The sequence below is a fragment of the Xenorhabdus vietnamensis genome, from assembly GCF_002127535.1.
Taxonomy (GTDB): domain Bacteria; phylum Pseudomonadota; class Gammaproteobacteria; order Enterobacterales; family Enterobacteriaceae; genus Xenorhabdus; species Xenorhabdus vietnamensis.
In genome coordinates, this window is the sequence record NZ_MUBJ01000013.1 from 58,792 (window position 1) to 73,868 (window position 15,077).

A 15,077-nucleotide genomic window follows, 5' to 3' on the forward strand; every position below is an offset into this window, starting at 1 on the left:
ATAAATTACGATAAATAACAATGTCGATTTTTATTCTTGATATCCATTGCACTTTAAAATGACACGTTTTAGCACGTCTAATACGTAATGAATTACGTGTAATAAAATCTCTGAAATGAACATTCAGTTTTGGAATGATTATTATCGCATATCCCAAATAGTAATGAATTATCTGATCAAAGAAGAAAAACACTTTCTGGCTGAGCAGAAAACGACATAAAAACTATTGAAAGGTGCTATATGAAAAATGCCACGCAAATTATCAATGAGGCTTTGAATCAAGGGATAACCCTGTTTGTTGTTGATAACCAATTAAGATATGAAACTCACTGTGACAATATACCACCGGAACTGCTCAACGAATGGGAAAGTTATACACAAGAGTTGATCGATTTTTTGAATCATGCTGATTCAGAGGGTGATAAACAAGAAAAACAGCTGGCTTACTGGCTAAATAAGTTATCAGGCATCGTACCACTCCATAGTTTCCCACTGGACAACCCACGTCTGGAGAAACAAAATCTTGAAAGACGCATACATTCACAATGCATTTCCAAAAAACTGACGCAAGATATCAAGGCCTTATGTACCAAACATGAAGTGACATTATTTATGTTTCTGGAAACGGCTTTTACAGTTTTGCTCAGTCGTTACAGCAATGAAAAAGATATCTTGGTCGGAACGGCTTTGACTGGAAGAATTCACCATAACACAGAACCCCCAAGTGAATTCCCTGACAATTACCTAGTTATCAGAACCGATTTATCCGCACAACCTACTTTCGACGAACTTTTAAAACAAAACAGCCGCACTATTCTAGATGCCTACGCGCATCAAGAACTCCCGTTTCAAATATTGGTCGAAAAATTTAGTAACAAGGAGAAATTAAATCACAACCCGTTATTCCAAATTTCCTTCATTCTGGACGATACAAGACAAGATATACCATCAGAGTGGGGTAATAGTCAGAATAATAATATTAATATTGAAAAATGTTATCTCCAAAAAGCAAATCTTGATTTGGAAGTCCAAGTCTATGAAAAAGAAGAAGAGTTATCTTTAGTCTGGATTTCTGATATCTATTTATTCCAAAGCACTACTATTGACAGACTGATCGCTAATTATGCAACTTTATTGTTTAACATTGTTGAGGTGATGAAAGGTACAGAAAAACCATCTATCCAAGATATTCCTCTTTTAGATAACGCTGAAATACATACATTACTTCACGAATGGGGCGGGTCACTGGATCAACATCAACGTGAACATTGTTTTCATAAACATTGTTTCCATGAATTGTTTGAAGAGCAAGTTGCACTAAATCCCGAAAAAACAGCACTGGTTTTTGGCAATAACAGCTTAAGTTATCGGGAATTGAATGAGCAAGCTAACCAACTGGCTCACTACCTTATCAAACAAGGAGTCCAATTAGAGACATTAGTTGCACTTTGTATTCCACGTTCGTTACAAGCAGTTGTGGCGTTATTGGGCGTCCTTAAAGCGGGTGGGGCTTATGTCCCATTAGATCCCAGTTATCCGACAGCCCGCCTTCAATATATGCTGGAACACAGTAAAACTCATTTTATTCTGACTGAAACGCATTTGATAGAAAAATTGCCTATCAATCAGCAACACGTCATTTGTCTGGATACGGACGAAATACAATCACATTTACAGCATTTCCCAATTGAAAATGTCGCTGAACGCCCATTGCCCCTGACCGAAAATCATCTGGCTTATGTTATTTACACTTCCGGCTCCACGGGTAAACCCAAAGGCGTCATGCTGGAACACAAGGGCTGGGTTAATTTGGCATTCTCGCTCTCTGCTCGCTTTGAAATCAATGCAAACACACGGGGGCTACAATTTTCTTCCTGGAGTTTTGATGCCACTGCACTTGAACTGGCAATGACGTTAGCACACGGGGCAACCCTGTACTTAATTTCAGAAACCCAACAACGCTCCCCTGAATTATTAGATGCTATCGTTGAAAAACATCAGCTAACGCATGCCCTTTTGCCACCCGCCTTATTACCGCACTTAACACAAGAAAAATGGCGTTCACTGACAACATTGCTGGTCGGGGGAGAAGCTGTTTCACCGGATATTGCAAAACAGTGGATGCAGGGAAGAACACTGTTTAATGCTTATGGCCCGACTGAAACCACGGTTTGTGTGGCAATGGCATCTCTGGTAAATGAAGAAATCACCATTGGTAAACCACTAAATAATGTTGTTATCCGAGTCCTCAATGCCAACGGTCACCTTGCACCCATTGGTGTAGCCGGGGAACTGTGTATCGGCGGTGTCCAGCTGGCTCGTGGATATTTATATGACCCAGATATGAACGCAAAGAAATTTATCGTTGATCCGATAGATAATGCTTATGTTCAGCGTTTATACCGAACAGGGGATCTAGTACGTTGGTTACCCGATGGTAATCTGGCGTTTATGGGGCGTATTGATGCTCAAGTTAAAGTAAGAGGCTACCGGATAGAGACGGGAGAAATCGAAGCAACTTTAACGGGGAGTGAAATTGTAAGCAATGCTGCTGTGATCACTCATGGTCATCATAGTGACGATAAAAAACTCATTGCTTATATCAGTCCAACGGCTGCTTGGTTGTCTGAAAAGGCTGAGGCATATAATACAGAATATCTCGAAAGTTGGACCGAGGTCTTTGATGAGCAATATCGCAACAATACAGAAAATGTCCATTCTGAAAACATAAGCAATGTAATAACACTAAACAGTGATTTTGGTGGCTGGATGAACAGCTACACTGAACAACCTATTGCGCTTGAACAAATGGAAGAGTGGCGGGCTGGAACCATGCAGCAAATTGAAACACTGGCCTCTCGTCGCTTGCTGGAGATTGGGTGTGGTACTGGTTTATTGCTGTATTGCTATGCTGAACAGTGTGAGTCGGTATTGGCTACCGATATTTCAGCCGAAGTGCTGGCACGGCATCAGAAAATTATACAACAACGTGGCTGGCAACATGTTCAGCTAAGAAGAGGGGATGCACTTAACTTAGGAACATTAGCCACTGACGAATTTGATTCTGTTGTCATTAACTCAGTTATCCAATATTTCCCCAATATTCAATATTTGGAAAAAGTCATTGAACAACTCATATCAGCTATTGAGGCTGGAGGTAAACTCCTGCTGGGGGATATCCGAAACTTAGATTTGTTTACTGCGCATATTACAGCCATAGAGCAAAATCGCTTGAATGGTCAGGGTATTGACGTTGGGACATTTGCCAACCGAATTCAGCGTCGTTTACAGCAAGAGCCAGAATTTTTACTCAGTCCGACCTATTTTTCCCAATTACCAGCGCGTTATCCTGAAATCAGCCGGGTCGATATCTTAGTTAAACGTGGTGTTGGTGATAATGAAATGCTGCGTTATCGATATGACGTTATATTGCATAAAAGAGGGGAAAATACGGAAGTTGGTTGTGATCTCTCCTTAACTTGGTTCGATTTTGATTCCTTTGAAAGTCTGAGGAAATTGTTACAAACAGGCAGAGAAAACTCATTTGGTATTTCAGGAATTCCCAACGCCCGTGTCAAAGATGATTTTGCGTTGGCTGAAGGGGTACGCCACTGGTCGGCCAATCAGATGATACTCCCTCCCGAATATGCTGGCAGTTTCTCCCCAGAGGCAACAAAGCAAGTTCAGGAATTTGAGTCACTGCTTCAATATGCGGAACAATGTGGCTATCAGTGTGGCGTGACATGGTCACAACAGCAACCTGATTTGCTGGATGTGATTTTCAGCCGTGGCAAATTACCACCTGTACAAGCACGCAATGATTACAGCCAGATCTATTTGGCTAATTACCCTCAAATATCCTCTATTGGCAGTGAACTTTCAGAATTGCTCGAATCCAGTCTAAAAAAACAATTGCCTGAATATATGCTTCCCAGCCTCTATATCCCATTGGAACGCATGCCGCTCACACTAAACAATAAAGTGGATAAAAAAGCCTTGCCAATCCCCAATGAAAGTGATTTGCGCCGGCAAGCCTACGTTGCACCAAGAGACGACATTGAGGAAAAAATCTGTCAGTTATGGCAAGGCTTACTAAAAATCAGTCAGGTTGGCATCCATGACAATTTTTTCACCTTAGGTGGACATTCGCTTCAGGCGACGCGCCTAATCAGCTCAATACGCAATGAATTGCACGTTGAAATACCTTTAAAAAGTATTTTTGAGCACCCGACACTTGAGCAATTATCACATATTGTCACGATTCACTTGATCAAAGAAAAAAGAAAGCATTTCCAAGCTAAGCAAAAAACGACTCAAAAACTATTGAAAGGTGCTATATGAAAAATGTCGCGCAAATTATCAATGAAACTTTAAATCAGGGAATTACTCTGTTTGTTGAAGATAATCAATTACATTATGAAACCAGCCGCGAAAGTATACCACCGGAACTGCTCAGTACATGGAAAGATCACAAGCAAGAATTGATCGAGTTTCTTAATCAGATTGATTCAAGAGAAGAAGCTGAAACACATCAATTACAAGGTGTTCAACGTAACGGCATTGCTGCGCATTATCCACTTTCATTTGCCCAACAACGTTTATGGTTCATCGATCAACTTAATGAAGGTAGTTCCCAGTACAATTGCGTAGGGGATTTCAGACTGTGGGAGCCACTCAACTTCAAAGCGTTCGAATCCGCCGTGAAAGAGATAATTGAACGTCATGAAGCATTGCGTACTCATTTTCAGACTATAAACAATGAGCCACGGCAGGTTATTGCAACCAACTACGATTTGCCCATTACATACCATGACTTGTCAACGTTCTCTGATATCGAGAAAAAAGAGCGAGTGAAAAAACTTGGTAAAGAAGAAGAGGAGCTCATTTTTGACCTTAGCACAGATCTGATGCTGCGTGTACGGGCTATAAAACTGGCCGAAAACAATTATGTCATTATTTACAATATTCACCATATCGCTTGTGACAGTTGGTCACTAGAAATATTTCTCAGAGAACTTCTCACCTTATATCGGGCTTATTGTCGAGGTGAGGAAAACCCGCTACCAGCATTAAAAGTCCAATATGCCGATTATGCCCAATGGCAACGGAACTGGCTGCAAGGCAACGTTCTGGAAAAGCAACTGGCTTACTGGCAAAACCAGTTATCCGGTATTTCACCATTTCACCATTTTCCATTGGATAATCCACGCCCGGAAAAACAGAATTTTGAAGGGCGTATGCATTCACAACGTATTTCCAAAAAACTGACGCAAAAAATTAGGGCATTATGTACCAAACATGAAGTGACATTATTCATGTTTCTGGAAACGGCCTTTGCGGTTTTGCTCAGCCGTTACAGCAATGAAAAAGATATTTTGGTCGGAACGGCTTTGGCAGGAAGAACGCACCACGATATAGAACCCTTAATTGGATTTTTTGTTAATTCATTGGTGATCAGAACGGATTTATCCGGTCAGCCTACCTTCAGTGAACTCTTAAAACAAAACAGCCGTACTATCTTAGATGCTTACGCACATCAAGATCTTCCTTTCCAAATGCTAGTAGAAAAAATAAGTCCTGAGCGAAACTTAAACTATAATCCTATCTTCCAGATTGCTTTTACTCTGGAAAATACTCAGCGAGATACGACGCTGGAACAAGATAATAGTATTGAAGTAGAAGAGCGCCCGCTTCTGAAAGCTAGATTTGATTTAGAAATCCATGTTTATGAAGAAGATAAAAATGATTTATCGCTTTTCTGGATTTCAGACACTAGCCTCTTTAACAGTGAAACCATTGACAGATTGATCGCCAATTACACAATCCTGCTTGCCGGCATTGTTGAGGCAATGAGCGATCATTCAGTAAACAAAGAGCCATCCGTCCATAGACTCCCGCTCTTGGCTGACGCTGAAAAAAACACCTTACTGCATGAATGGAATGGGGCACAAGAACACTGCCAACGTGGCCGCTGTTTCCATGAATTGTTTGAAGAGCAGGCCGCCCTGAACCCAGAAAAAACCGCGCTGGTTTTTGGTGATGATTCGTTAAGCTATCAGGCATTGAATGAACAGGCCAACCAACTGGCTCACTACCTTATTGAGCAGGGTGTCCAAGAAGAAACCCTGGTTGCACTCTGTATTCCCCGCTCTTTATCGGCGGTCGTGGCGTTACTGGGTATCCTTAAAGCGGGGGGAGCTTATGTTGCCCTCGACTCCAGTTATCCGACGGCCCGTCTTCAATACATGCTGGAACACAGTAAAACTCATTTTATTCTGACTGAAACGCATTTGATAGAAAAGTTGCCTATCAATCAACAGCATGTCATTTGTCTGGATACGGACGAAGTACAATCACATTTACAAAATTTCCCAATTAAAAATATCGCTGAACGCCCATTGCCCCTGACCGAAAATCATCTGGCTTATGTTATCTACACCTCCGGCTCCACGGGTAAACCCAAAGGCGTCATGCTGGAACACAAGGGCTGGGTTAATTTGGCATTCTCGTTAGCAGATTCATTTGAAATCAATGCAAACACCCGGGGATTGCAATTTTCCTCCTGGAGTTTTGATGCCACTGCGCTTGAACTGGCAATGACGTTAGCACACGGGGCAACCCTGTACTTGCTTTCAGAAACCCAACAACGCTCCCCTGAATTATTAGATGCCATTGTTGAAAAACATCAGCTAACGCATGCTCTTTTGCCCCCGGCCTTATTACCGCACTTAACGCAAGAAAAATGGCGTTCAATGACAACGTTGCTGGTCGGGGGAGAAGCTGTTTCACTGGATATTACAAAACAGTGGATGCAGGGAAGAACACTGTTTAATGCCTATGGCCCGACTGAAACCACGGTTTGTGTGGCAATGGCGCGATTGACCGGGGAAAGAATTACCATCGGAAAACCGCTCAACAATATTACAGTCCGCATTCTTGATAGCCATGATCAACTGGTTCCCATCGGGGCCGTGGGGGAGTTATGTCTCGGTGGCATCCCGCTGGCCCGGGGATATTTGCATGATCCGGAGATGAGTGCCCGGAAATTTACCCTTGATCCGACCGACAGTTCCCATGCCCAACGTTTATACCGCACGGGGGATTTAGTCCGCTGGGCTTCCGATGGCCAGTTGGAATTTATTGGCCGCCTTGATACCCAAGTGAAGGTGAGAGGGTACCGGATAGAGCTGGGTGAAATTGAATCGGTTCTGTCAGGGCAGGATATTTTAAGCCATGCCGCAGTGATCGCTTATGGGGACAACAGCGAAGATAAAAAACTCATTGCTTATGTGTGTCCAAGTGCCAACTGGCTGGCAAAAAAAGCCAGCGCATTAAATGCGGAATATCTGGGGAGCTGGACAGAAGTCTTTGATGAACAATACCGACAGGGAATAGTTGAAAATATCACTACCAACCAAAGTGGTTCCGACAGTGATTTTGGCGGCTGGATGAACAGTTATACCGGGCAGCCGATTGCGCTTGAGCAGATGGAGGAGTGGCGGACGGGCACCATGCAACGCATTGCGTCCTTGCATCCGCGCCGTTTGCTGGAAATCGGCTGTGGTACGGGATTACTGTTGTATCGCTATGCAGAACAGTGTGAGTCCGTATTGGCTACCGATATTTCGGCCGAAGTGCTGGCACGGCATCAGCACATCCTGCAACAACGTGGCTGGTCACATGTTCAGTTACGTCAGGGCGATGCCCTGAATCTGGGAACCCTGGTATCGGGTATGTTCGACACCGTCGTGATTAACTCCGTCGTTCAATATTTCCCCAATATGCAATATATAGAGCACGTCATTGCCCAGTTACTGCCTGCGGTTGAAGCCGGAGGCAAAATCCTGCTGGGGGATATTCGCAACTTAGATCTGCTGACGGCACATATCACCGCCATTGAACAAAGCCGCTTAAAAGCACAGCGTATTGCGGTAGGCACACTGGCCAATCGCATCCAACGGCGTTTACAGCAAGAAGAGGAGTTTCTACTCAGCCCGACCTATTTTGCCCAATTGCCGACGCGTTATCCTGAAATAGACCGGGTGGATATTTTGGTCAAACGTGGTGTTGGCGACAATGAAATGCTGCGCTATCGCTATGATGTCATACTGCACAAAAGAGATGAAAATGTAGATTCTGGCAGCCAACCCGCATTCATTTGGCATAACTTCGAAACACTCGAAAAATTGCGGGATCAGTTACAAACCGGGGCAAACGATATATTTGGCGTTTCAGGGATTCCTAATGCCCGCATCAAGGATAATTTTACTTTGGCAGAAGGTCTGCGCCATTGGCCGGCAAACCAAGTAATATCTCCATTAGAAAATGCAGGTAGCTTTTCTCCTCAGGCAATGGAACAGGTTCAGGCATTGGAACTTCTGTTTCAATATGCCGAGCGGTGTGGTTATCAGTGTGGCGTGACATGGTCACAACAGCAACCTGATTTGCTGGATGTCATTTTCAGCCGTGGCAAATTACTACCTGTACAAGCACGCAATGATTACAGCCAGACCCATTTGGCTAATTATCCCCAAATTTCATCCATAAGCGCTGAACTTTCTGAGCTACTGGAAGCTGCCCTGAAAAAACAACTGCCTGAATACATGGTGCCTGGCCTCTATATCCCCTTGGAACGCATGCCGCTCACACTGAACAATAAAGTGGATAAAAAAGCCTTGCCAATCCCCAATGAAAATGATTCGCGCCGACGAGTTTATATCGCGCCAAGAAACGAAATGGAGCATAAAATCAGTCAGTTATGGCAGAAATTACTGAGCGTCAAACAAGTGGGTATTCATGACAACTTCTTCACACTAGGTGGTCATTCACTCCAAGCAACACGGTTGCTCAGTTCAGTACGTAACGACTTAGATATAGATATCCCTGTGAAAAGCATTTTTGAGCATCCAACACTCGAACAATTCTCGGAAGTCATAACCAATCTCCAAGTGATCAGGGAAAAAAGAAAATTTTTCCAAGCTGAGCAAGAAACGACACAAAAACTATTGGAAGGTGATATATGAAAAATGCTGCGCAAATTGTTAATGAGGCTTTAGATCAGGGGATTACCCTGTTTGTTGTTGATAACCAATTGAAATATAAAACCACGCTTGACAGTATTCCATCGGAACTGCTTAATGAGTGGAAAGCTCATAAACAAGAATTGATCAAATTTCTTGGTCAAATCGACTCAAATTGGTCGCAATCTATCCAACGTTATGAGCGTGCAACACATTATCCGCTCTCATTTGCCCAGCAGCGTTTATGGTTCATCGATCAACTAACTGAAGGTAGCCCTCAGTACAACTGCACAGAGGATTTCAGATTTAGGGATCAGCTTAATTTCAAGGCATTTGAAGCGGCTGTTAAGGCATTGCTTGAACGCCATGAAGCGTTGCGTACTCATTTTAAAGTTATTGATAACGAACCACGACAAGTTATCGTCAAAGACTACAGCTTACCGATTACACTGCATGATTTGTCGGTACTTTCTGAAACCGAAAAAGAACATCAAGTTAAACAATTAGGTGCAATAGAAGAAAACACCGCCTTTAATATCAGCACAGATCTAATGTTGCGCATTCTTCTCATAAAATTAGCAGAAAATGATTATGTCATCATTTATACAATGCACCATATCGCTTGTGATGGCTGGTCAATGTCAATATTTCTCAGTGAAATTCTCACGTTATATAAAGCTTATTGCCAAGGCGAAACAGATCCGCTGCCACCGTTGAAAATCCAGTACACCGATTATGCTCAATGGCAAAAAAGTTGGTTGCAAGGCGATATTCTGGAAAAACAACTAACTTACTGGCAAAATCAGTTAATCGGTATTACGCCACTCCATCGTTTTCCGTTGGATAATCCACGTTCTGAAAAATTACATTTAGAGGGACGTATTCATCAGCAACGAATTTCAAAAAACCTGACGCAAAAGATTAGGGCATTGTGTACCAAACATGAAGTGACATTATTCATGTTTCTGGAAACGGCTTTTGCGGTTTTGCTCAGCCGTTACAGCAATGAAAAAGATATTTTGGTTGGAACGGCAATTGCGGGGAGACAGCATCACGATATTGAATCCCTGATTGGATTTTTCGTTAATTCATTGGTGATCAGAACGGATTTATCCGGTCAGCTTACCTTCAGTGAACTCTTAAAACAAAACAGTCGTACCATTCTGGATGCCTACGAACATCAAGATCTGCCATTTGAGATGTTGGTAGAAAAAATCAGCCCAGAGCGAAATCTAAACTACAACCCTATATTCCAGATCATTTTTGCAGTACAGAACAATCAACGGGATACAACGCTGGAACAGAATAATAGTATTGAATTTGAAGAACGTCCGCTGCGAACTACCCGATTTGATTTAGAAGTGCATGTTTATGAAGAAGAACAGGAAGGTGAATTATCTATTTTATGGATTTATAACACGGGTCTGTTTAACAGCAATACGATTGACAGATTACTTGCCAATTACGAAACTTTGCTGACCAACATTGTTGACGGAATGAATCATCAGTTGGCAAATAAAGAACCGTCTGTCCATGAGTTACCTCTTTTATCTGACGCTGAAAAACATACCTTACTGCATGAATGGAATGGGGCACAAAAACACTGCCAGCGTGGCCGCTGTTTCCATGAATTGTTTGAAGAGCAGGCCGCCCTGAACCCAGAAAAAATGGCGTTGGTTTTTGGTGATGATGCATTAAGCTATCAGGCATTAAATGAACAGGCCAACCAACTGGCTCATTACCTTATCGAACAAGGTGTCCAAGAAGAAACCCTGGTTGCACTCTGTATTCCCCGCTCTTTATCGGCAGTTGTGGCGTTATTGGGTGTCCTTAAAGCGGGGGGAGCCTATGTATCTCTCGATTCCAGTTACCCGACAGCCCGCCTTCAATATATGCTGGAACACAGTGGGGCCGGGTTCATCCTAACGGAGACACATTTGGTTGAAAAATTGCCGGTGAGTCAGCAGAAAGTAATCTGTCTGGATACCGACATAGTACAGTCACACCTGAAACGTTTGCCGACAGGGAATATCACCGAACGCTCATTCTCTCTGACCGAAGAACATCTGGCTTATGTTATTTACACTTCCGGCTCCACGGGTAAACCCAAAGGCGTCATGCTTAAACATCAAGGCTGGGTTAATTTGGCATTCTCGTTAGCCGATTCATTTGAAATCAATGCAAACACCCGGGGACTGCAATTTTCCTCCTGGAGTTTTGATGCCACTAAACTTGAACTGGCAATGACACTGGCGCACGGGGCAACCCTGTACTTGCTTTCAGAAACCCAGCAACGTTCCCCAGAATTACTCGATGCCATTGTTGAACAACACCAATTAACCCATGCTATTTTGCCCCCGGCCTTATTACCGCACTTAACGCAAGAAAAATGGCGTTCAATGACAACGTTGCTGGTCGGCGGAGAAGCAGTTTCACCGGATATTGCAAAACAGTGGATGCAGGGAAGAACTCTGTTTAATGCTTATGGCCCGACTGAAACCACGGTTTGTGTGGCAATGGCGCGATTAACCGGGGAAAAAATTACCATCGGAAAACCGCTCAACAATATTACAGTCCGCATTCTTGATAGCCATAATCAACTGGTTCCCATCGGGGCCGTGGGGGAGTTATGTCTCGGTGGCATCCCGCTGGCCCGGGGATATTTGTATGATCCGGAGATGAGTGCCCGGAAATTTACCCTTGATCCGACCGATAGTTCCCATGCCCAACGTTTATACCGCACGGGGGATTTAGTCCGCTGGGCTTCCGATGGCCAGTTGGAATTTATTGGCCGCCTTGATACCCAAGTGAAGGTAAGGGGGTACCGGATAGAGCTGGGCGAAGTTGAAACGGCTCTGTCAGGGCAGGACATTTTAAGCCATGCCGCAGTGATCGCTTATGGGGACAACAGCGAAGATAAAAAACTCATTGCTTATGTGTGCCCAAGTACCGACTGGCTGGCAGAAAAAGCCACCACATTAAATGCAGAGTATCTTGCAAGTTGGACGGAAATTTTTGATGAGCAATATCGGCAAGGGATCACTGAAAACGCCATCGCTGATAAACATGAGGTTGACAGTGATTTTGGCGGCTGGATGAACAGTTATACCGGGCAGCCGATTGCGCTTGAGCAGATGGAGGAGTGGCGGACGGGCACCATGCAACGTATTGAGTCCTTGCATCCGCGTCGTTTACTGGAAATCGGCTGTGGTACCGGCTTATTACTGTATCGCTATGCAGAACAGTGTGAGTCGGTATTGGCGACCGATATTTCGGCCGAAGTGCTGGCACGGCATCAGCACATCCTGCAACAACGTGGCTGGTCACATGTTCAGTTACGTCAGGGCGATGCCCTGAATCTGGGAACCCTGGCATCGGGTATGTTCGACACCGTCGTGATTAACTCCGTTGTTCAATATTTCCCCAATATGCAATATATAGAGCACGTCATTGCCCAGTTACTGCCTGCGGTTGAAGCCGGAGGCAAAATCCTGCTGGGGGATATCCGCAACTTAGATCTGCTGACGGCACATATCACCGCCATCGAACAAAGCCGCTTAAAAACGCAGCGTATTGCGGTAGGCACACTGGCCAATCGCATCCAACGGCGTTTACAGCAAGAAGAGGAGTTTCTACTCAGCCCGACCTATTTTGCCCAACTGCCGACGCGTTATCCTGAAATCAGTCGGGTGGATATTTTGGTCAAACGTGGTGTCGGCGACAATGAAATGCTGCGTTATCGCTATGATGTCATACTGCACAAAAAAGATGAAAATGTAGATTCTGGCAGCCAACCCGCCTTCATTTGGCATAACTTCGAAACACTCGATAAATTGCGGGATCAGTTACAAACCGGGGCAGACGATATCTTTGGCGTTTCAGGGATTCCTAATGCCCGCATCAAGGATAATTTTACTTTGGCAGAAGGTCTGCGCCATTGGCCGGCAAACCAAGTAATATCCCCATTAGAAAATGCTGGTAGCTTTTCTCCGCAGGCAATGGAACAGATTCACGCCGTTGAATCATTACTTCAAGATGCCGAACAATGTGGTTACCAGTGTGGCGTGACATGGTCACAACAGCAACCTGATTTACTGGATGTCATTTTCAGCCGTGGCGAATTGCCTCAGGTACTGGCGCGTTCTGATTACAGCCAGACCCATTTGGCTAACTACCCCCAGATTTCATCCATAAGCGCTGAACTTTCTGAGCGACTGGAAGCTGCCCTGAAAAAACAGCTGCCTGAATATATGGTGCCTGGCCTCTATATCCCCTTGGAACGCATGCCGCTCACACTGAACAATAAAGTGGATAAAAAAGCGTTACCGATCCCGAATGAAGACGATTTGCGCCGACAAACTTATATCGCACCAAGAGATGAAATTGAGAAAAAACTCTGTCAATTATGGCAAGAGCACCTGAAAATCAATGAAATTGGCATTCACGATAATTTCTTCTCGCTGGGTGGACATTCACTTTTAGCAGTTAAGATAACAGCTTCTATCAGGAATACTTTAAACAATAACTTTAGTATGCATCAATTGTTTACAAAGCCGACCATTGCACAAGTTGCAAATGTGATTCGTAATACTCAAAAACATGGAATAGGAATATCTACACTGAAGCTAACGCAAAATACATTTGACATGAAAATCCCCATTTCTCATTGCCAAAAGGTATTTTGGCCTTTCATTCAAAACGGAGTATTAGAAGACTGTTTTCATATTCCTATTGTTTTTCTGATGGAGGGAAAACTAAATCGCAATGCATTGGAAAAAAGTTTAAATGTCATTCTAGAGCGACATGAAAGTTTACGCTTAAAGTTTTATAAAGAGAATGAACAGATTTTTGTGCAGCCTGATAACAACATGAAAATCAATTTACAAATTGTCGAATCATTACCAAAAGAAATAGAAAAAGAACAAATTACTATTGAAGTTAATAAGCTCTGGGAAGAAAAGCTAAGAAAACCTTTTGATGTTTACAATGGCCCATTAATAAGAACCTTCCTACTGCCTGTTTCGGAGGAAAATTCTGTATTGTTAATTAATATTCATCATATTGTTGCCGATGGATGGTCTGCTGATGTCATTATTAATGAGCTTAAACAGCTATACACGGCCTATTCAAAAGGGCAAGAAAATATTCTTCCACCAGTTGCTATGCAATATTCTGATTATATTTATGATTTGCAGGAACGCCACAAAACTAATGAATATCAAAAACAGATTGAATTCTGGCAACAACAATTTCATGATATTAATACAGAGCGCAATTTTCCAATTGCTTTCAGCAAACACTTAGCTTCAAAATATCGTTTTCATGTCCGCCGTATCAATATTCCTGACTCATTAGATAAAGTCGCTTCACAATATTGTGAGACTAATAATATCACATCTTATATGTTATTCATGGCTCTGTTCCACACTTGTCTTTTTATGCATTCGGATGAGCCACAACATGTTGTGGCTTCACCACAAGCTGACCGTGCTCACATAGAAAGCCATCAAACAGTCGGACTATTTTTGAATGAATTGATAGTAAAATCGACTATAAATAAAGATATGAGTCTGCATGAGATCATCCAGCAGGTTAGTCAGTTTATTTATAAGGCTTTAGAGAACCTGGATATCCATATGTCCGCAGTCATTGATACTGTGGGGGAAAAGGTGAGAGATAGTATATTTACAGTTCTGTTTAACTATATGGATATGGATGTAGCCAATGATGATGAAAAATCATTGTTGCAAAATCTTGACATGGAATTAATAAATATTGACCCAGTTCCTTTTGAGGTACTTGGGATGCACTTTATAAAAATGCCACAAAACATCATATGTGAGCTTAGTTATAATCCTGAGCTGTATGCAGAAGAAACAATTAATGATCTAGCTAAACACTATGAACGGTTATTAAATGTTATTGTGTCTGGTCAAGAAAAAGAGAGAATCAGTCAATTTTATAACTAAATTTAACTAAGAAACATTTTTATATAACAAGTATTCTAAACTAAAGAAATGAATGAGGCCTCATTAATGAGGCCTCATTATGTCTGCC

General features: G+C 42.8%; 3 protein-coding genes. All 3 read left to right on the top strand.

The window, feature by feature from the left end:
- The first annotated feature begins 240 nt into the window (after positions 1-240).
- From Xvie_RS12555 to Xvie_RS12565, 3 genes are read left to right on the top strand one after another with little or no spacing between them, the layout of a single operon-like run.
- Positions 241-4,341 carry a non-ribosomal peptide synthetase gene (locus tag Xvie_RS12555; RefSeq protein WP_086109651.1) on the top strand — a complete coding sequence of 1,367 codons (4,101 nt, stop codon included), beginning with the start codon at positions 241-243 and terminating at the stop codon, positions 4,339-4,341.
- Positions 4,338-9,023, top strand: a complete 4,686-nt coding sequence (locus Xvie_RS12560; RefSeq protein WP_086109652.1) for a non-ribosomal peptide synthetase — start codon at positions 4,338-4,340, stop codon at positions 9,021-9,023. Before Xvie_RS12555 ends, Xvie_RS12560 begins: the two co-directional genes overlap by 4 nt.
- Positions 9,020-14,989, top strand: coding sequence for a non-ribosomal peptide synthetase (locus Xvie_RS12565; RefSeq protein WP_086109653.1), 5,970 nt, complete (start codon positions 9,020-9,022; stop codon positions 14,987-14,989). Before Xvie_RS12560 ends, Xvie_RS12565 begins: the two co-directional genes overlap by 4 nt.
- Positions 14,990-15,077 lie beyond the last annotated feature (88 nt).

Excerpts from the sequence above, each read along its gene's own strand:
- Xvie_RS12565 (WP_086109653.1), top strand. The coding sequence starts at position 9,020 with ATGAAAAATGCTGCGCAAATTGTTAATGAGGCTTTAGATCAGGGGATT.
- Xvie_RS12560 (WP_086109652.1), top strand. The coding sequence starts at position 4,338 with ATGAAAAATGTCGCGCAAATTATCAATGAAACTTTAAATCAGGGAATT.
- Xvie_RS12555 (WP_086109651.1), top strand. The coding sequence starts at position 241 with ATGAAAAATGCCACGCAAATTATCAATGAGGCTTTGAATCAAGGGATA.